Annotated in this window: 16 protein-coding genes; 11 read left to right on the top strand and 5 right to left on the bottom strand. The window is 72.9% G+C overall.

The annotated features are described in order from the left end of the window. Positions 1-14 precede the first annotated feature (14 nt). The 3 genes from ACFVX4_RS07860 to ACFVX4_RS07850 are packed head-to-tail and all read right to left on the bottom strand — an operon-like array spanning position 15 to position 4,143. Positions 15-1,613, bottom strand: a complete 1,599-nt coding sequence (locus ACFVX4_RS07860) for an acyl-CoA carboxylase subunit beta (protein ID WP_389973047.1) — start codon at positions 1,611-1,613, stop codon at positions 15-17. Continuing rightward, the gene (locus ACFVX4_RS07855) at positions 1,610-3,349 is read right to left on the bottom strand and encodes an acyclic terpene utilization AtuA family protein (RefSeq protein WP_389973044.1); all 1,740 of its coding nucleotides are present in this window, start codon (positions 3,347-3,349) and stop codon (positions 1,610-1,612) included. The genes ACFVX4_RS07860 and ACFVX4_RS07855 overlap by 4 nt, the downstream gene beginning before the upstream one ends. Next, positions 3,346-4,143, bottom strand: a complete 798-nt coding sequence (locus tag ACFVX4_RS07850; protein ID WP_389973041.1) for a TIGR03084 family metal-binding protein — start codon at positions 4,141-4,143, stop codon at positions 3,346-3,348. The genes ACFVX4_RS07855 and ACFVX4_RS07850 overlap by 4 nt, the downstream gene beginning before the upstream one ends. A gap of 125 nt (positions 4,144-4,268) precedes the next feature. On the opposite strand from ACFVX4_RS07850, the gene ACFVX4_RS07845 reads away from it, so the two are divergent. Next, a complete protein-coding gene (locus ACFVX4_RS07845) occupies positions 4,269-4,799 on the top strand; it encodes a GNAT family N-acetyltransferase (RefSeq protein WP_389973038.1) in 531 nt (176 codons plus the stop codon). An 18-nt stretch (positions 4,800-4,817) separates the two neighbouring features. On the opposite strand, the gene ACFVX4_RS07840 is transcribed toward ACFVX4_RS07845, so the two are convergent. Further along, positions 4,818-5,798, bottom strand: a complete 981-nt coding sequence (locus tag ACFVX4_RS07840; RefSeq protein WP_389973035.1) for a DMT family transporter — start codon at positions 5,796-5,798, stop codon at positions 4,818-4,820. Between the two features lie 149 nt (positions 5,799-5,947). On the opposite strand from ACFVX4_RS07840, the gene ACFVX4_RS07835 reads away from it, so the two are divergent. From ACFVX4_RS07835 to ACFVX4_RS07820, 4 genes are all read left to right on the top strand, one after another. Continuing rightward, a complete protein-coding gene (locus ACFVX4_RS07835; RefSeq protein ID WP_389973032.1) occupies positions 5,948-6,847 on the top strand; it encodes a LysR family transcriptional regulator in 900 nt (299 codons plus the stop codon). Positions 6,848-7,259: 412 nt separating this feature from the next. Next, entirely contained in the window at positions 7,260-7,799 is a 540-nt protein-coding gene (locus ACFVX4_RS07830) for a hypothetical protein (RefSeq protein ID WP_389973029.1), read from the top strand. 2 nt (positions 7,800-7,801) lie between these two features. Continuing rightward, the gene (locus ACFVX4_RS07825; RefSeq protein WP_389973026.1) at positions 7,802-8,248 is read left to right on the top strand and encodes a tail fiber domain-containing protein; all 447 of its coding nucleotides are present in this window, start codon (positions 7,802-7,804) and stop codon (positions 8,246-8,248) included. Further along, the gene (locus ACFVX4_RS07820) at positions 8,245-8,961 is read left to right on the top strand and encodes a 2OG-Fe(II) oxygenase (RefSeq protein ID WP_389973023.1); all 717 of its coding nucleotides are present in this window, start codon (positions 8,245-8,247) and stop codon (positions 8,959-8,961) included. Before ACFVX4_RS07825 ends, ACFVX4_RS07820 begins: the two co-directional genes overlap by 4 nt. A gap of 135 nt (positions 8,962-9,096) precedes the next feature. Here the strand turns inward: ACFVX4_RS07820 and ACFVX4_RS07815 are convergent, their stop codons facing one another. Beyond that, on the bottom strand, positions 9,097-11,943 hold the full coding sequence (locus ACFVX4_RS07815; RefSeq protein WP_389973020.1) for an FAD-binding and (Fe-S)-binding domain-containing protein: 2,847 nt from the start codon (positions 11,941-11,943) through the stop codon (positions 9,097-9,099). A gap of 293 nt (positions 11,944-12,236) precedes the next feature. Here ACFVX4_RS07815 and ACFVX4_RS07810 point away from each other — a divergent pair, with 293 nt between their 5' ends. From ACFVX4_RS07810 to ACFVX4_RS07785, 6 genes are read left to right on the top strand one after another with little or no spacing between them, the layout of a single operon-like run. Further along, positions 12,237-13,766, top strand: coding sequence for a sensor histidine kinase (locus tag ACFVX4_RS07810; protein ID WP_389973017.1), 1,530 nt, complete (start codon positions 12,237-12,239; stop codon positions 13,764-13,766). Next, positions 13,763-14,206, top strand: coding sequence for a roadblock/LC7 domain-containing protein (locus ACFVX4_RS07805; protein WP_266415874.1), 444 nt, complete (start codon positions 13,763-13,765; stop codon positions 14,204-14,206). The genes ACFVX4_RS07810 and ACFVX4_RS07805 overlap by 4 nt, the downstream gene beginning before the upstream one ends. Next, on the top strand, positions 14,203-14,565 hold the full coding sequence (locus tag ACFVX4_RS07800; protein ID WP_362195378.1) for a DUF742 domain-containing protein: 363 nt from the start codon (positions 14,203-14,205) through the stop codon (positions 14,563-14,565). The genes ACFVX4_RS07805 and ACFVX4_RS07800 overlap by 4 nt, the downstream gene beginning before the upstream one ends. After that, positions 14,546-15,199 (top strand): ATP/GTP-binding protein, encoded by a 654-nt coding sequence (locus ACFVX4_RS07795; protein ID WP_389973013.1) that lies wholly within the window; start codon positions 14,546-14,548, stop codon positions 15,197-15,199. The genes ACFVX4_RS07800 and ACFVX4_RS07795 overlap by 20 nt, the downstream gene beginning before the upstream one ends. Continuing rightward, complete coding sequence (locus tag ACFVX4_RS07790; RefSeq protein ID WP_389973010.1) at positions 15,196-16,476, top strand: cytochrome P450; 1,281 nt, start codon at positions 15,196-15,198, stop codon at positions 16,474-16,476. Before ACFVX4_RS07795 ends, ACFVX4_RS07790 begins: the two co-directional genes overlap by 4 nt. Continuing rightward, positions 16,473-17,681: a cytochrome P450 gene (locus ACFVX4_RS07785; protein WP_389973007.1), complete on the top strand. Its 1,209-nt coding sequence runs from the start codon at positions 16,473-16,475 to the stop codon at positions 17,679-17,681. The genes ACFVX4_RS07790 and ACFVX4_RS07785 overlap by 4 nt, the downstream gene beginning before the upstream one ends. Positions 17,682-17,759: the final 78 nt, after the last annotated feature.

Genomic DNA, 17,759 nt, shown 5'->3' with positions numbered 1-17,759 from the left:
GGTCATCCGTGGCCTCACATCCGGAAGATTCCGAAGCCGCCGCGGGCGCCTTCGACCGGGGCGGTGTGGATCGCGGACAGGCACATCCCGAGGACGGTCCTGGTGTCGCGCGGGTCGATGACCCCGTCGTCGTACAGCCGCCCGGACAGGAACATCGGCAGCGACTCGGACTCGATCTGCTGCTCGACCATGGCGCGCAGTGCGGCGTCGGCCTCGTCGTCGTAGGGCCGTCCCTTCGCGGCGGCGGAGGCGCGGGCGACGATGGACAGCACTCCGGCGAGCTGCTGCGGCCCCATGACGGCGGACTTGCTGCTGGGCCAGGCGAAGAGGAAGCGCGGGTCGTAGGCCCGGCCGCACATGCCGTAGTGCCCGGCCCCGTACGAGGCGCCCATCAGCACGGACAGGTGCGGGACCTTCGAGTTGGACACCGCGTTGATCATCATCGCGCCGTGTTTGATGATGCCGCCCTGCTCGTACTCCTTGCCGACCATGTAGCCGGTGGTGTTGTGCAGGAAGACCAGCGGGATGTCGCGCTGGTCGGCGAGCTGGATGAACTGGGCGGCCTTCTGCGACTCCTCGCTGAACAGCACCCCCTGCGCGTTGGCGAGGATGCCGACGGGGTAGCCGTGGAGGGTCGCCCAGCCGGTCACCAGGCTGGTCCCGTACAGCGGTTTGAACGCGTCGAAGTCGGAGCCGTCGACGAGCCGGGCGATGACCTCGCGGGGGTCGAAGGGCACCTTCAGGTCGCCGGGCACGATGCCGATCAGCTCGTCCTCGTCGTACTTCGGCGGTTCGGCGGGGCCCGGATCGGCGTGCGCCTTGCGCCAGTTGAGGCGGGCGACGATCCGGCGGGCCTGGCGCAGCGCGTCCTGCTCGTCGACGGCGAAGTGGTCGGCGAGCCCGGAGGTACGGGCGTGCATCTCGGCGCCGCCGAGCGATTCGTCGTCGCTCTCCTCGCCGGTCGCCATCTTCACCAGGGGCGGTCCGCCGAGGAAGACCTTGGACCGTTCCTTGATCATGACGGTGTGGTCGGACATGCCGGGGACGTACGCCCCGCCCGCGGTCGAGTTCCCGAAGACGACGGCGACGGTCGGGATCCCGGCCGCCGACAGCCGGGTGATGTCGCGGAACAGCGCCCCGCCGGGGATGAAGATCTCCTTCTGCGAGGGGAGGTCGGCGCCGCCCGACTCGACGAGGCTGACGCAGGGCAGCCGGTTGGCGAAGGCGATCTCGTTGGCCCGCAGGGCCTTCTTCAGGGTCCAGGGGTTGGAGGCGCCACCGCGTACGGTCGGGTCGTTGGCGGTGATCAGGCACTCCACGCCCTCGATCACCCCGATCCCGGTGATGAGCGAGGCGCCGACCGCGTACTCGCTCCCCCAGGCGGCGAGCGGCGACAGCTCCAGGAACGGGGTGTCCTCGTCGATCAGCAGCTCGATCCGTTCGCGGGCCAGGAGCTTGCCGCGCGAGCGGTGCCGCGCCACGTACTTCTCGCCGCCGCCCGCCTGCGCCTTGGTGTGCTCGGCGGCCAGCTCGTCGAGTTTCGCGAGCATGGCCGTGCGGTTCGCGGCGTATTCGGGGCTCGCGGTGTCGAGCGCGGTGGGCAGGACGGTCATGCGTTCGCCTCCGGTGCGTGGACGGTCTCCAGCAGCGATACGGGAAGGGGCAGGTGCCGGGAGCGCAGCCACTCCCCCACCGCCTTGGCCTGCGGATCGAACCGGTGCTGGGCGGCGACGCCCTCGCCGAGCAGCCCGTGGACGGTGAAGTTCAGGGCGCGGAGGTTCGGCAGGACATGGCGTACGACGGTGAGGGCGGCGGTCTCCGGCAGCAGCTCCCGGAACCGTTCGACGGTCAGTTCATGGGCCAGCCACCGCCAGGCGTCGTCCCCGACGGCCCACACGCCCACATTGGCGTCCCCGCCCTTGTCGCCGCTGCGGGCGCCCGCGATCCGGCCGAGCGGGGCGGACCGGGTGGGGCCGGGGTCCGGCAGGGGTTCGGGCAGCGGGGGTTCGTCGGCGTCCCGGAGCGGCCGTGTCGTCGCGGGGTGCGCCAGGCTCTGTCGCCGCCCGTCGGGGAGCACGGCGATGTGCGGGACCTCGCCGGCCGGTACGTACCGCGCCTCGAACACCCCGTACGGCGCGCCCTTGCCGGGCGGGGCGGTGACGTGGAAGCCGGGGTAGCTGCCGAGCGCGAGCTCGATCGCGGCGCCGGAGACCGCGCGTCCGACGGTCTCCTGGTCCCGGTCGCGGACGACGAGCCGGAGCAGGGCGCTCGCGGTCTCCTCGGTGGCGGCGTCGGCCCGGTCGGTCCGGGACAACTCCCACCGCACCTCGTCGGGTTCGGGTTCGGCGCCGGAGCGGGCGAGCGCGACCGCGAACTGTTCCCGTACCAGTTGCGCCTTGGCCTCGATGTCGAGGCCGGTGAGCACGAAGACGACCTCGTTGCGCCAGCCGCCGAGCCGGTTCAGCCCGACCTTGACGGTGGGCGGCGGGGCCTCGCCCCGTACCCCGGAGATCCTGACCCGGTCGGGTCCGTCCATGGTCAGCCGTACGGTGTCGAGCCGGGCGGTGACATCCGGTCCGGCGTACCGGGCGCCGCCGGTCTCGTACAGCAGCTGGGCGGTGACGGTGCCGAGGTCGACGACGCCGCCGGTGCCGTCGTGCTTGGTGATGACGGACGAGCCGTCGGCGTGGATCTCGGCGACGGGGAAGCCGGGCCGGCGCAGGTCGTGGCCCCGGAAGAACGAGTAGTTCCCGCCGGTGGCCTGGGTGCCGCACTCCAGGACGTGTCCGGCGACGACGGCCCCGGCGAGCGCGTCGTGGTCGCCGGGCCCCCAGCCGAACCGGGCGGCGGCGGGTCCGGTGACGAGCGCCGCGTCGGTGACCCGCCCGGTGACGACGATGTCCGCGCCCGCGGTGAGGCAGGCGGCGATCCCGGCGCCGCCGAGGTAGGCGTTGGCGGTGAGGAACCCTTCGGGTACGGGGAGGCTGTCGCCCTCCACATGGGCGACGCGCACGGGGACGCCGACCTTGCGCGCCAACTCCCGTACCGCGTCGGCCAGTCCGGCCGGGTTGAGGCCGCCGGCGTTGGCGACGATCCGCACCCCGTGCTCGTGGGCGAGCCCGAGTCCCTCTTCGAGCTGGCGCAGGAAGGTGGTGGCGTAGCCGCGCGCGGGGTCCTTGAGCCTGCTGCGGCCGAGGATGAGCATGGTCAGCTCGGCGAGGTAGTCCCCGGTGAGGATGTCGAGGGGGCCGCCGGTGAGCATTTCGCGCATGGCGTCGAAGCGGTCGCCGTAGAACCCGGAGGCGTTGCCGATCCGCAGTGGTCCGGGCGCGTCCGTCGTCGATGTCACGCCCCGCTCCCCCGCTTCGGGGCGCGGCCGGGGCCGGCCGGCCCGGCGAACGCCTGGGCGATGTCGAGCCACTGGTCGGCGTCGGGGCCGACCGCCCGGACGGCGAGGTCGACGCGGTGGGCGCGCTGGGTGACGAGGAGGCAGAAGTCGACGAGCGGCCCGGTGACACGCTGCGGTGCGTCCGGCGCCCCGAAGGCGATCACCTCGCCGCCGGGCGCCCGGAGTTCGACCCGGAACTCCTCGTCGGGCGCCTTGATCCCCCGCACCAGATAGGCGTAGTCGCGGGCCCGCACCCCGATCCGGGCGACGTGCCGCAGCCGGGCGGTGGGGGTCCTGGTGACCCCGACGGCATCGGCGATGTCCTGGCCGTGCGCCCAGGTCTCCATGATCCGGGCGGTCGCCATGGAAGCGACGCTCATCGGCGGCCCGTACCAGGGGATGCGCGTACCCGCCGGGGCGTCCCGCAGCGCCGCCTCCAGCCGCTCCCGCCCGTCCCGCCACCGCGCGAGCAGCGCGTCGGGGGCGAGCACGGCCAGCTCCTCGGCGCCCCGGTCGACAAAGGATTCGGGCGCCTCCATGGCCTCGGCCACCTCCCCGGCGAAGGCGTCGGCATCGGTGGCGGCGAGCAACGCGACCTCGTCGGTCCAGGTGAGATGGGCGATCTGGTGCGCGATGCTCCAGCCGACGGCGGGGGTCGGAGCGGCCCACTGCCCGGCGCTCAACCCCCGTACGAGTGCGTCGAGTTCCTGGCTCTCATCGCGCAAGTCGTCGATCACGGCTGCGACATCGGGCACGGTTCGCTCCCCTCGGGGCAAGGCGGTGTGTCCAGGAGCATGGCAGCGGCCCCTTAAACAAGCAAGCATGCTTGCATTATTTTTGGAGCGGCGAGACGGGCACGGCGTCGTGTGAGGATCGAGCAATGGATGCGATAGAGATCCGCCGCCGTCGCGGCGCCGACATGAAGGCGTGCATCGACGCACTGGCCACCGTGCACGAGGCGGACCGTTACCCGGCCGCGTGGCCGGCCGACCCGGGGAGCTGGCTCACCCCGCACGGGCTGCTCGATGCCTGGGTGGCCGTGGACGGCCCGACGGTGCTGGGGCATGTGGCGCTCACACGTACGGAGGATGTCCTGGCAAAGAAGGCCGGTCTGCCCGCGGCAGAACTGGCATCGGTCGCCCGGCTCTTCGCGCGCGCCGGGGCCCGCCGGCGCGGGGTGGCCGGCGCGTTGCTCGACGCGGTGACGGCGGCGGCAGCAGCCGACGGCGTGCGGCTCGTCCTGGAGGTCGAGGACGGCGGGACGGCCGCCATCGCCCTCTACGAACGCGCCGGGTGGCGTTACGTCGGCAGCCGCACCGACGACTGGACCACGGCCGACGGGCGTCCGGCCCGCATGCATGCGTACGCGGCCCCGGCCGGCCCGGCCGGGGAGCCCTCCGGGATCCGGTGATCCGTCCTGGCGGGACCGTCAGGTGTGGTTGCGGCTCTTCACGCCCCGTACCTGGCTTCGTACCGCCCCCATGCTCGCCCCGATGACGAGCGCGATCGCCAGCGCGTCGGTGGTCGTCAGGGCCTGGTCGAGGATCAGGAAGCCGGCCGTGGCCGCGATCGCCGGTTCCAGGCTCATCAGGATCGCGAAGGTGGGTGCGGGCAGGCGGCGCAGCGCCATGAGTTCGAGGGTGTACGGAAGCACCGAGCTCATCAGCGCCACCGCCGCGCCCAGCCCCAGCGTGGACGGGACCAGCAGTTTCGAGCCCGACTCCATGATGCCGAGGGGCAGCGAGAGGAGCGCGGCGACGACCAGGGCCAGGGCCAGGCCGTCCGCCTGCGGGAAGCGGCGGCCGGTGCGGGCGCTGAAGACTATGTACGTCGCCCACATGGCGCCCGCACCCAGGGCGTAGGCGGCGCCCACCGGATCGAGGCGGTCGAAGCCTCCCCCGCTCAGCAGCAGGACGCCGCCCAGCGCGAGCCCGGCCCAGACCACGTTGATCAGGCGGCGGGACGCGAACACCGACAGGGCGAGCGGGCCCAGCACCTCCAGGGTGACGGCCGCGCCCAGCGGGATGCGGTCGGCCGCCTGGTAGAAGAGCGTGTTCATGCCGCCCATGGCCAGCCCGAACGCGAGGACCGTGCCCCAGTCGGCGCGCGAGTGGCCGCGCAGTTTCGGGCGGCAGACGACCAGCATCACGAGCGCGGCCACGGCCAGGCGCAGGGTGACGACGCCGAGCGCGCCGGCGCGTGGCATCAGCAGGACCGCGACCGCGGAGCCGAACTGGACGGAGAGACCGCCCGCGACCACCAGCGCGACCGGGGCGAGCGCCGCGCCCCGGCCCTTGGGGCCCGCGGGGCCTGCCGCGTCACCCAGGGCGGGAACCGCCTCGGGTACGGCGACGGCTGCGGCCCGCTCCACGGTCGCCGCGGCCGCTGCTGCACTGCGCTGGTCGTCCACCTGCGGTGTCCCTCCCGATCCGATAGTGCAACTCAATGCACTGTTCGATTGAAGATACTGCACTTCGCTCGTGCGGTACGTCCTCTTACGGTAGGTACCTCCGCGTGCCACGTGAAATGTCGATCGAGCTCTGGTTATGCTCCCCACGCATGAGCATCGGGCGTTCCGGGGAAAGTGCTGGTCGCGGTATCGAAGTGCGGCATCTGCGCGCCTTCCTCGCCGTCGCCGACGAGGGCAACGTCACCCGCGCCGCCGCCCGCCTCCGCCTCACCCAGCCCGCGGTCTCCCGCACCCTCGCCGCCCTGGAGCAGCACCTCGGCGTCCGGCTCGTCGACCGTTCCACCCACCATCTCGCCCTCACCCCCGAAGGCGTCGTCTTCCGGGACAAGGCCGCCGCCGCGGTCGCCGCCTTCGACGAGGCGCTCGACTCCGGCGGGCTGCGCCACTGGCCGCTGCGGCTCGGGCACGCCTGGTCGGCGTTCGGCCCGTACACCACACCGTTGCTGCGCCGTTGGCAGGAGCTGTATCCGCGGACCCCGCTCGAACTGCTGCGGATCGACGACCGCACCGCCGGGCTCACCCGCGGCGAGGTCGACGCCGCGCTGCTGCGGGGACCCGTCGAGGCGCCCGGACTCGTCACCGAGGTGCTGTTCGACGAGGACCGGGTGGCGGCGGTGGCGGCGGACGGGCCGCTCGCGGGCCGTGCCACGCTCCGGCTCGCCGATCTGGCGGGCGAGACCGTCGTCCTCAACACCGTCTCGGGCACCACCGCCGTCGATCTGTGGCCGCCGGACGGCCGGCCCACCGCCACGCTCACCGTCGCCAACACCGACGACTGGCTGACCGCCATCGCGGCGGGGCGCGGCGTCGGGGTCACCGCCGCCTCCACCGTCGGCATGCATCCGCACTCCGGGGTCGCCTACCGTCCGCTCGTCGATGCCCCGAGCATCCCCGTGCTGCTCGCCCGGCGGGATGTCCCGGGGCATCCCGCGCTGCCGAAGCTGGTCGCGCTGGCGCGCGAGGTCGTGCGGCGGGAGACCGCCGGGTGAGGGAGGCGCCGTACACGGCCGGAGGCATGCCGGCACGGCCGACTGCCAGCACGGCGGTACGCCGGTAAGGGAGAGCCGGCCCCCCTGGAAGGCCGGTACTCCCACTGGAAGGCGGGGCACTCCCGGCGTGCGCTGCCGCGCGGTTTCGTGGCGGCGGGCCGGTCGCAACGGGGTCTTCGGCGGTCGTTCGTCGGTTTGTGCGTGTTGATTGCGTTCGTCACTGTTCTACCGGCGGTTCATCAGATAGCGCGAACTCGCGTTTGTCGGCTGGTTGGGCCGGATGGGCGTGGATAGCGTCGTCCGCGCCGTCCGGAAAGGTCGGCACCCGTCACGTGCCGCACGCGCCCGGGCCGTCCCGTCCGTCATGCGCCGGTACGGGGCTCACGCCAGGGCGGTTCCCATGGGAGTGGACATGAGTTCTGTAGGCCGTAAGACCGTCGCGGTGATGGCCGCGGCTCTGGCGTCGCTGGGCGCGGGTAGCGGTGTCGCCGCGTCCGCGACCACCCCGTCGGCCACGTCGTGCAGTGGGGCGGAATGCCCCAGCCTGAAGCCGGTCAGGCTCGCGGCCAGTCAGGCCACCCTGAACATCACCCAGATGCAACTGGAGAACATCCAGGCGATGGCGTCCGACGCGGTGACCGGGGAGCCCATCCGCGGTGCGAAGGTCGTGTTCGCCACCGTCGGCGGCCGGACGCTGGGGGCCGCCTACACCGATTACGACGGCGTGGCCGCGATCACCGCCCCGGAGAACCTGGGTCCGGGAACCCTCCAGGAGCTGCTGGGCGGCTACGAAGCCGCGATGGTCGGCGACGGCGTCCACGCCCCGGTCGGGGCCCACGGAGCGATCACCGTCGGCACCGACCAGGCCCCTGGTGTCCCGAACGCCCCGTGCGGCATCTGCAGCGACCGCGGGCTCAAGCAGGACGTGGTCCCGGTCGACTGGAGCCGGTGAGGATGCGGATCTTCCGCCGACGGTCCCGGGCGGCCGGTCCGGGCGCCCCGGACCCTCGTCCGGCCGGGGCGCGGGAGAGCGGGGCGCGGGAGAGCGGGGCTGTGGCCCCGGTCGGTGCGGTCAACGGCCACGCGGTCCTGGACACCGTGGCCGCGCTGCCCGTCAGTACCTGGCGCTACCTCTGGGAGCCCGAGGACGTGCGTCACCTCGGGCCGATGGCCCAGGACTGGCACGCCGCCTTCGGTTTCAACCGGGACGACACCACCATCCCCGTCGTCGACGGCCTCGGCGTCGCCCTGGTGTGCGTCCAGGCACTGCACCGCCGCATGGAAGAGCTCACGGCGGAAGTGGACCGTCTGCGAGAAGCCGCGCGCGTGAACCCGCCCGAGGCCGCGCGACGACACCGGGTTCCAGGGGATCAGGACACCATGACAAGCAGGACGGCATGACAGAACAGGACACCTTGGCACGGCACGGAACCATGACGGAGCCGTCCGGGGCGGTGGATGAGCCGTCGCCGGTGTGCACGGACGCGATCTGGCGGCTTCCGGTGACGGTCTGCCGCATCACCCAGTTCCTGGGTGAGCAGACGGCCGGCGCCCTGCTGGAGCGCGCCATCGCCTCCACCGGCGACGCGTTGATGCCCTCCATGATCCGGGACCGGGAGGTGGTTCCCGACGTTCGCCGGTCCCGGTCGTGCCAGGGCTTCGCCGCGCCTGAGCTGATGGCGGCCATCGACGACGTACTGGAGGCGGTCGAGCACACGCTGGGCATCTCCTGCCGGTACACCGAAACCGACTACAGCCTCAACGTGCACAACGACGGCGACTTCTACCGGCCGCATCAGGACACCAGCGCCGATTTCTCCCCCCGGCGTCTGCTCACGTTCGTGTATTACCTGCATCGCACGCCCCGGCCGTTCGACGGGGGCGAACTGCGTGTGTTCGACGCCGCCCTGCCGCTGCACACCGACACGACCGGGAAGTGGGAGGAGCGCACCTGGCGGGACTGGGAGCCCGAGCACGACAGCATCGTGTTCTTCCAGCCCACCGCCTGGCACGAGGTACGGCCGGTCGGCTGCCCGAGCAAGCAGCACGCGGACAGCCGCTTCGCCGTCAACGGCTGGCTGTGCAGCCCCGACCCCGCACACCGCGGAACATGACGTGAGCCGGTGAGACCCGGGGACCGTGTGCGGGCGTCCGGGCGGGCGCGCGCGGCCGGGTGACTCCGTCGCGCGCGGACCGGCGGACCATCCGCGCCGGCGAACCGCGACGGAGTTCCGCTCCGGGCCTCGGCACTACCCCGCTTCCCGCCCGTCGGCCGGTCCTTCCGGCAGGCCCTGCGCCAGTACCTCCGCCAAGTGCCGTGCCCGTACGCCGCCCAGCTGTTCCAGCTGCGTCCGGCAGGAGAAGCCGTCCGCCAGGACCTCCGTGCCCGGCTCGGCGGCCCGTACCGCGGGCAGCAGCTGTTCCTCCGCGCAGGCCGCCGACACCGCCCAGTGGCCCCGTTCGAAGCCGAAGTTTCCGGCCAGGCCGCAGCAGCCCCCGCTCAACTCGCCGGTCAGTCCGGCGCGTTCGCGCAGCCGCCGTTCCGCCGCGTCGCCCAGGACCGCGTGCTGGTGGCAGTGGGTCTGGCCGGCGGCCGGGCGGTTCAGGCGGGGTGGCTGCCAGTCGGGGGCGTACTCCTCCAGGTACTGGGCCAATGTCCGCACCGACGCGGCGAGTTCGGCGGCCCGTGGGTCGTCGGGGAGGAGTTCGGGCAGGTCCGTACGGAGGGTCGCGGCGCAGCTCGGTTCGAGGACGACCACGGGGGCGCCGAGCGTGCCGCCCAGCCGGTCCAGGGTGCGGCGCATCACCGTGCGGGCCTTGTCCAGCTGGCCCGTCGAGACGTACGTCAGCCCGCAGCACAGCCCGCGTCCGGCGGGGAACGCGTGGCGGCCCGCCGCCTCCAGGACCCGTACCGCCGCCCGGCCCACCTCGGGCGAGAGGTGTTCGGTGAAGGTGTCGGGCCAGACCATGGCCACCTCGTCGTTCGAGAAGACGAACGTGCCCTTGCCCCAGCGCCGGTTCAGCCACCGGGTGAACGTCTCCCGCGCCAGGGCCGGGATCCCGCGCTCCGGTGCGACGCCCGCCAGCCGCTTGGCGAGGGCGGCGAGGAGGCGCACCCGGGCCAGCGCGTTCAGCGGGCCCGCGAAGGGGGACGCCAGGCGCAGCCACGTCGGCAGCCGGCCCATCGTGTAGTGGGCGGCCGGGCGCAGCCGCCCCCGGTAGTGGTGGTGCAGGAACTCCGCCTTGTACGTGGCCATGTCGACGCCCACCGGGCAGTCGCTGCGACAGCCCTTGCAGGACAGGCAGAGGTCGAGCGCGTCCCGTACCTCCGTCGACCGCCAGCCGTCCGTGATCACCCCGCCCGCATCGCCCGCGAGCATCTCGTGCAGCAGCCGGGCCCGGCCCCGGGTGGAGTGGGCCTCCTCGCCGGTCGCGCGGAACGACGGGCACATCACGCCGGTGCCCGCCGGCTGCGCCGTGCGGCATTTCGCGACGCCCACGCATCGGCGTACCGCTGCCGAGAAGTCGCCGCCGTCGTGCGGGTAGCCGAACTCGACGTCCACCGGGCGCTTCGGCAGCACCTCGAAGCGGAGGTTCTCGTCGAGCCGGGCGGGGCGGGCGAGGATGCCGGGGTTCATGCCGCCGTCCGGGTCCCAGACGTCCTTGAAACGGGAGAAGAGGGCGACCAGTTCGTCCCCGTACATGCGCGGGAGCAGTTCGGCGCGGGCCTGGCCGTCGCCGTGTTCGCCGCTCAGTGAGCCGCCGTGCGCGACGACCAGGTCCGCGAGGTCCTCGGAGAAGCGGCGGAAGCGGGCCACGCCCTGCGTGCTCAGCAGGTCGAAGTCGATCCGGACGTGGATGCAGCCGTCGCCGAAGTGCCCGTACGGGGTGCCGCGCAGCCCGTGTCCGGCGAGCAGGGCGCGGAAGTCTCGGAGGTAGGGGCCGAGGCGGGCGGGCGGTACGGCGCAGTCCTCCCAGCCGGGCCAGGCCTCCGTGCCGTCCGGCATCCGGGTCGCGGTGCCTGCCGCGTCCTCGCGGATGCGCCACAGGGCCCGCTGTCCGGCCGGGTCGGTGACGACCGTGCCGTCCAGCGCGTCGGCCGCCCGCAGGACACGCTCGGCGTGCGCCCGCGCCTCGGCCGGGGTGGCGCCGCCCGTCTCGACGAAGAGCCAGGCACCGCCGCGCGGCAGCCCGGCCGGTTCCCGTACGAGATCGGCGGCCATGCCCTCGACGGTGAGCGGGTGGTGCGGGAGCAGACCGGGGGCGGCTTCGGCGGCCGCGGCCTCGTCGGCGTAGCCGAGTACGGCCAGTGCGCGGGCGGCCGGTGCCTCGACCAGTCGTACGGTCGCCTCCGTCACCACGCCGAGCGTCCCCTCGCTGCCGCAGAAGGCGCGGGCGAGGTCGGTCCCGCGCTCGGGCAGGAGAGCGTCCAGCGCGTATCCGGAGATGCGGCGCGGGAGCTCGGGGAACCCGGTGCGCAGCGGGGCGAGGTTGGTGCGGATGAGTTCGGGGAGGCCGGCCAGGGCCTCGGGGACCGTTCCGCGGCCCAGCCGCAGGGTGTCGCCGCCGTAGCGGGTCACGGTCAGGGCGTGCACGTTGTCGGCCGTGGTGCCCCAGGCGACCGAGTGCGCGCCGCAGGAATTGTTGCCGATCATGCCGCCCAGCGTGCAGCGGCTGTGCGTGGACGGGTCGGGGCCGAAGGTGAGGCCGTGCGGGGCGGCGGCGGCGCGCAGCTCGTCCAGGACCACGCCCGGCTGGACGACGGCGGTACGGGAGCCGGGGTCCAGCTCGACGATCCCGCGCAGGTGGCGGGTGAGATCGAGCACGACGCCGGTGCCGGTGGCCTGTCCCGCGATGGAGGTTCCGCCGCCGCGCGGCACCACGGGGACCCCGTGCGCACGGCAGACGGCGAGTGCGGCGGCCACGTCGTCGGCGTCGCGCGGGGAGACGACGCCGAGCGGTACGCGGCGGTAGTTGGAGGCGTCCATCGTCGTCAGCGCCCGTGCGGTGGGGCCGAAGTCGGCCTCGCCGCGGACCGCGGCGCGCAGGGCCTGTGCGAGTTCGGCGCGTTCCGTCGGATTCTGATGTGCGGCCATGCGGGCCAGGATGCCGTTGATCGGGCCACTGGACCGTCCGGCGCCGCCCGTTTCCCCTGAATACGTCAATACGCCGGAATACGTCGGACGCGTAGTCACATACGTAACAAAGAACGCCACAAGATCTTCCCAAAGAGAGCGTCAATTCTCATATAGTGACCGAGACTTGCCTTGGAATTGTCAGCTCCAGTTGCCGCGTTCACTCTGGCAGTTCCGAACTGTCCCGATCTGAACCGTTCAATCTGCCCGACCTGTCCGTTCCGTCCCTACCCGTCCGCCACCAAGGACTCCCATTGAGCCCCTCATCCCGGCCGACCGCAGCGGCCCTGCTGGTATCGCTGGCCGTCACCGGATCCCTGTGTCTGTGGGCGGTCGTCGCCGCCCCCGACTCGGTACGGACCGAGCTGGCCTGGGGGGCGGGTGCCGCCGCCGTACTGCTGTCCGCCGCCGTGGCCACCGCCGTCCAGGCCCGTTCCAACGCCGGCCGCCTGCGCGCCCGGCTCGCCTCGGAGACCCAGCGGTTCACCGGCGAGATCAGCCGCCTCGTGTCCGCCTCGGCGGCCGAGGGCCAGCGGTTCACCGCCGAGACCGCCCGGATCAAGTCCGCGGCGGCGGCCGAGACGGCGCGGCTCAGGTCCGCGACCGAGGCCGAGACCGCGCGGATCACCACGCAGGCCGTCGCCGACATCGAACGGCTCACCGCCGAGACCGCGCGGCTCACCGCCCGCGCGACCCGCAGCGAGACCGAGCGGTCCGCCGCGGTGGCCGCCTGCGCCAACGCCGCGGGCCGGATGCAGGCCCTGGCCACCAGCATGCTCGCCGACCTGCGCGATATGGAGCACCGGCACTCCGCCGAGGACGTGCTCGGTGATCTGCTCCACCTGGACCACCGCACCGCCCAGGCGGGCAGGCTCGCCGACTCCATCGCCGTGCTGACCGGCGCCCGCTCCGGACGGCGCTGGGCGAAGCCGATCGTGATGGAGTCGATCCTGCGCGGCGCCATGGGCCGGATCAGCGGCTACCAGCGGGTGCGGCTCCACTCGACCAGCGATGTCGCGGTGGCCGGCCACGCCGCCGAGGGCGTCATGCACGCGCTCGCCGAACTCCTCGACAACGCCGCCAACTTCTCGCCGCCCACGGCGGAGGTCCATGTGTACGTCGAGGAGGTGCCGGCCGGCATCGTCCTGACCGTCGAGGACAGCGGCCTGGTCATGAGCGATGTGCAGCTGCGCCGCGCCGAGCGTGCGGTGTCGGCCACCGACCACGACCTGACGGGTCTCTCCGGCACCCGGCTCGGCCTCGCCGTCGTCGGCCGACTGGCCCGCAAGCACGGTCTGACCGTCTCCTTCCGGCCGTCCGCACGCGGTGGCACGGGTGCCCTGATGATGCTCCCGCAGGAGCTCCTCACCCGGACCTCCGTACCTACCCCGGAACCGGCGTCCCGGCCGGCGCCCGAGCCGGAGCCCGCGCACGGCACCGCGTCGGCGTCGGCATCGGCCGGTTCGGCGGCGACGGTCACGGCCGACGCGCAGCACCCGCCGCACGCACCGGCCGCCGCCGAACCGTCCGAACCCGACCCCACGGACTCCCCGGCGTCCGAGACCACCGGCAGCCTCCCCCGGTTCGGCGAGAGCGGGCTGCCCAAGCGCTCCCGAGGCCGCACCCTCGCCGCCGCCGAGGCGCGCGCCCACGCGCACGCCGACGACGCCACGGCCCCCCGGCCCCGCACCTCCGACCCCAAGGAACAGGCAGCCCGATTCAGCAGCTTCCGCCAGGCTGTTCGGGCCAATTCCCCGCACCCGGAAGAAGGCAACACCCGATGACCGCCACCACCGACGAGAAGCTCAACTGGCTGCTGGAGGGGCTCCTGGAGCGCACCCCCGGCACTCGTCACGCCCTTGTCCTGTCCAGGGACGGCCTCAAGCTGTGCCGCACCCCCGAGCTCTCCGTCGACCAGGCCGACCAGCTGGCCGCGATCTCGGCCGGTATCCAGAGCCTGTCGCACGGCGCCTCCATCGAGTTCGGTGACGGCACCGGCGGCGTACGGTCCGCGATGGCCGAGTTCTACGGCGGTGTGCTGTTCATCGTCGAGGCGGGCGCGGGCGCCCATCTCGCGGTCGTCGCCTCCGAGGACTCCGACGTCGGCCTCATCGGCCACAACATGAGCGAGCTCGTCGAGCAGCTCGGCGAGCACCTCAGCGCCCCGCCCCGCTCCCCCTCCGCCTCCGAGGTCACCGCCGCCGACGCCGACGCGGCCGTATGACCCGCCCCCGCCCCGGCCGGGACGACGATCCGGACCGGCTGTACACCCTCACCGGGGGGCGCAGCCGGTCCGACTCGGACGCGTTCGACCTGGTGACGCTGGTGGTCTCCGAGTGCGAGCCGACCCCCGGCATGCAGTCGGAGCACGTCACGATCCTGCGGATGTGCCAACTGCCCACCGCGGTCGTGGAGATCGCGGCGGGCCTCGGCCTGCCCGTCAGCATCGTCCGGATCATGCTGTCCGACCTGCTGGACACCGGACGGATCAGCGCCCGCCACCCCCGTACTGCCCGTGTCGCGGACCGGCTCCCCGACCCCGACATCCTGGAACAGGTGCTCGTTGGACTCCGCAACCTCTGACCGTGCCGCCCTGCGGGCGACGGCCGACAACGGACTGAAGATCGTCGTCGTCGGCGGCTTCGGGGTCGGCAAGACCACCATGGTCCGCTCCGTCAGCGAGATCCGTCCGCTGAACACGGAAGAGACCATGACCCGCGCGGGCGAGGCCGTCGACCACCTCGACGGTGTGCAGTCGAAGACGTCCACGACCGTCGCCTTCGACTTCGGCCGGATCTCGCTCGACGAGCGCTCCGTGCTGTACCTCTTCGGCGCCCCCGGCCAGGAACGCTTCTGGTTCCTGTGGGACCGGCTGTTCTCCGGCACGCTCGGTGCCGTCGTGCTCGTCGACACCCGCAGGCTCGCCGACTCCTGGTACGCGATCGACCGGCTGGAGCACCACGGCACGCCGTTCATCGTGGCCTGCAACGACTTCGGCGGCCCGCTCCACACCGAACAGCAGATACGCGAGGCGCTCGCCCTCTCGGACGACGTGCCCCTGGTGGAGTGCGACGCCCGGGACCGCTCGTCCAGCAAGTACGTACTGATCACGCTCGTCGAGTACCTCCACACCCTCTCGCAGGGCGGGGCTTCCGCCCGGTCCGCCGCCGCCCGTCCGGAGATCGCGCCGGAGAAGACCCCGGAGCCCACCCCGTGACCCACCCCCCGGCGCCGCCCGCCGGCTGCCCCGTCTCCCAGGGCCGCGTGCCGCTCTCCGGCCCCCGGTTCCAGACCGATCCGACCGGGCTCTACCGGGACATGCGCCGCGACCACGGGGCCGTGGCACCGGTCGTCCTCGACGGCGACGTCCCCGCCTGGCTCGTGCTCGGCTACCGCGAACTGCACCAGCTCACCGGCGACCCGGTGCTGTTCAGCCGCGACTCCGACCTGTGGAACCAGTGGGACCGCATCCCCGACGACTGGCCGCTGCTGCCGATGATCGGCCGCAAGCAGCCGTCGATCCTGTACACGGTCGGCCCCCGGCACACCGAACGCGCCGCGATGATCAGCAACGCGCTGGAGGCCGTCGACCCGTTCGCGCTGAAGCGGTACGCGGAGGAGTTCGCCGACGGTCTCATCGACCGGTTCTGCGCCACCGGCGGCACCGAGATCATCGCCGAGTACGCGATGCTGCTGCCCGCCCTCGTCCTGGCGAAGATCTACGGCTTCAGCGACACCATCGGCGCGGCGCTGGTCGGCTCGCTCAACGACATGATCGACGGCCGGGAGCGGGCACTGGCCGGTCAGCAGCACCTCGCCTCGTCCATGTTCCAGCTGCTGGCCGACAAGCACGCCGAGCCCGGCGACGACGTCGCCTCGCGGATGCTCGCCGACCGCGGCGGCTTCACCGACGAGGAGGTCGCCCAGGACCTGATGGTCATGATGGCCGCGGGCCACCAGCCGACCGCCGACTGGATCGGCAACTCGCTGCGGCTGATGCTCACCGACGACCGGTTCGCCGCCTCCCTCTCGGGCGGCCGGCACAGCGTCGCCGAGGCCATGAACGAGGTCCTGTGGGAGGACACGCCGTCGCAGAACGTCGCGGGACGCTGGGCCTCGCGCGACACCCGCCTCGGCGGCCGTCACATCCAGGCGGGCGACCTGCTGCTGCTGGGTATCGCCGCCGCCAACGCGGACCCGCAGGTCCGCACCGACGGCTCCACGATGACCGGCGGCAACAACGCCTTCCTCTCCTTCGGCCACGGCGAGCACCGCTGCCCGTTCACGGCCCAGGAGACCGCCGAGGTCATCGCCCGTACCGGCATCGAAGTACTGCTCGACCGGCTCCCGGACATCGACCTCGCCGTCCCCGCCGGACAGCTCACCCGGCGCCCGTCCCCGTGGCTGCGGGGCCTGACCGACCTGCCGTTGACCTTCACGCCCACCCTCGCCCTGGGACCCGCCGCGGGAACCGCCACCGGAGGCCAGAGATGACCCGGATCGCCCTCGACCCCTTCGTCACCGACCTCGACGGCGAGAGCGCCCGGCTGCGTGCCGCGGGCCCGCTCGCCGAGGTGGAACTGCCGGGCGGGGTGCACTGCTACGCGGTCACCCACCACGCCGAGGCGCGGCAGCTGCTCACCGACAGCCGGATCGTGAAGGACATCGACGTCTGGAACGCCTGGCAGCGCGGCGAGATACCGATGGACTGGCCGCTGATCGGCCTCGCCAACCCGGGCCGCTCCATGCTCACGGTCGACGGCGCGGACCACCGCCGGCTGCGCACCCTGGTCGCGCAGGCGCTGACCGTGAAGCGGGTGGAGCGGCTGCGGGCCGGCATCGAGGCGCTGACCACGGCGAGCCTGGACCGGCTGGCCGCCCTGCCGAAGGGCGAGCGGGTCGACCTGAAGGCGGAGTTCGCCTACCCGCTGCCGATGAACGTCATCAGCGAGCTGATGGGCGTGGACAGCGCGGACCACCCGCGGCTGAAGGAGCTGTTCGAGAAGTTCTTCTCGACGCAGACGCCGCCGGAGGAGGTCCCGCAGATGATGGCGGACCTCGGCGCGCTCTTCACGAAGATCGTCGACGGCAAGCGGGAGAACCCGGGCGACGACCTCACCAGCGCCCTGATCGCGGCCTCCGAGAACGGTGACCAGCTCACCGACGAGGAGATCGTCAACACCCTCCAGCTGATCATCGCGGCCGGTCACGAGACCACGATCAGCCTGATCGTGAACGCGGTCGTCGCGCTCCAGACGCACCCCGAGCAGCGCGAGCAGGTGCTCGGCGGCGAGGTGCCGTGGGAGAACGTGATCGAGGAGACCCTGCGCTGGAACACCCCCACGTCGCACGTCCTGATCCGGTTCGCCACCGAGGACGTCGAGGTGGGCGACAAGGTCCTGCCCAAGGGCGAGGCGCTGATCGTCTCCTTCGGCGCGCTCGGCCGCGACGAGGCGCAGCACGGCCCGACGGCCGGTGAGTTCGACATCACCCGCTCCCCCAACCGCCACATCGCGTTCGGCCACGGCCCGCACGTCTGCCCGGGTGCGGCGCTCTCCCGGCTGGAGGCGGGCGTGGCACTGCCCGCGCTGTACGAGCGGTTCCCGGAGCTGGAGCTCGCCGTACCCGCGTCCGAGCTGCGGAACAAGCCGATCGTCACCCAGAACGACCTGCACGACCTGCCGGTGGATCTGGGCTGACCGGCGATCCCCGCACGCCGTCCACGGACCGGAGCGGGCGTCTCATCCGACGGACACGGTGCTCGGCCGTGTCCGTGA

The sequence above is a fragment of the Streptomyces sp. NPDC058240 genome (genome assembly GCF_042882135.1).
GTDB lineage: Bacteria > Actinomycetota > Actinomycetes > Streptomycetales > Streptomycetaceae > Streptomyces.
The sequence above is the reverse complement of the archived record's forward strand: the minus strand, read 5'-3'. Positions and strand labels throughout refer to the sequence as shown.

What these genes read in the sequence shown, in the direction of transcription:
- ACFVX4_RS07860 (WP_389973047.1), bottom strand. Translation starts at nt 1,613, where the DNA reads ATGACCGTCCTGCCCACCGCGCTCGACACCGCGAGCCCCGAATACGCC.
- ACFVX4_RS07845 (WP_389973038.1), top strand. Translation starts at nt 4,269, where the DNA reads ATGGATGCGATAGAGATCCGCCGCCGTCGCGGCGCCGACATGAAGGCG.
- ACFVX4_RS07835 (WP_389973032.1), top strand. Translation starts at nt 5,948, where the DNA reads ATGAGCATCGGGCGTTCCGGGGAAAGTGCTGGTCGCGGTATCGAAGTG.
- ACFVX4_RS07830 (WP_389973029.1), top strand. Translation starts at nt 7,260, where the DNA reads ATGAGTTCTGTAGGCCGTAAGACCGTCGCGGTGATGGCCGCGGCTCTG.
- ACFVX4_RS07825 (WP_389973026.1), top strand. Translation starts at nt 7,802, where the DNA reads ATGCGGATCTTCCGCCGACGGTCCCGGGCGGCCGGTCCGGGCGCCCCG.
- ACFVX4_RS07820 (WP_389973023.1), top strand. Translation starts at nt 8,245, where the DNA reads ATGACAGAACAGGACACCTTGGCACGGCACGGAACCATGACGGAGCCG.
- ACFVX4_RS07815 (WP_389973020.1), bottom strand. Translation starts at nt 11,943, where the DNA reads ATGGCCGCACATCAGAATCCGACGGAACGCGCCGAACTCGCACAGGCC.
- ACFVX4_RS07805 (WP_266415874.1), top strand. Translation starts at nt 13,763, where the DNA reads ATGACCGCCACCACCGACGAGAAGCTCAACTGGCTGCTGGAGGGGCTC.
- ACFVX4_RS07800 (WP_362195378.1), top strand. Translation starts at nt 14,203, where the DNA reads ATGACCCGCCCCCGCCCCGGCCGGGACGACGATCCGGACCGGCTGTAC.
- ACFVX4_RS07785 (WP_389973007.1), top strand. Translation starts at nt 16,473, where the DNA reads ATGACCCGGATCGCCCTCGACCCCTTCGTCACCGACCTCGACGGCGAG.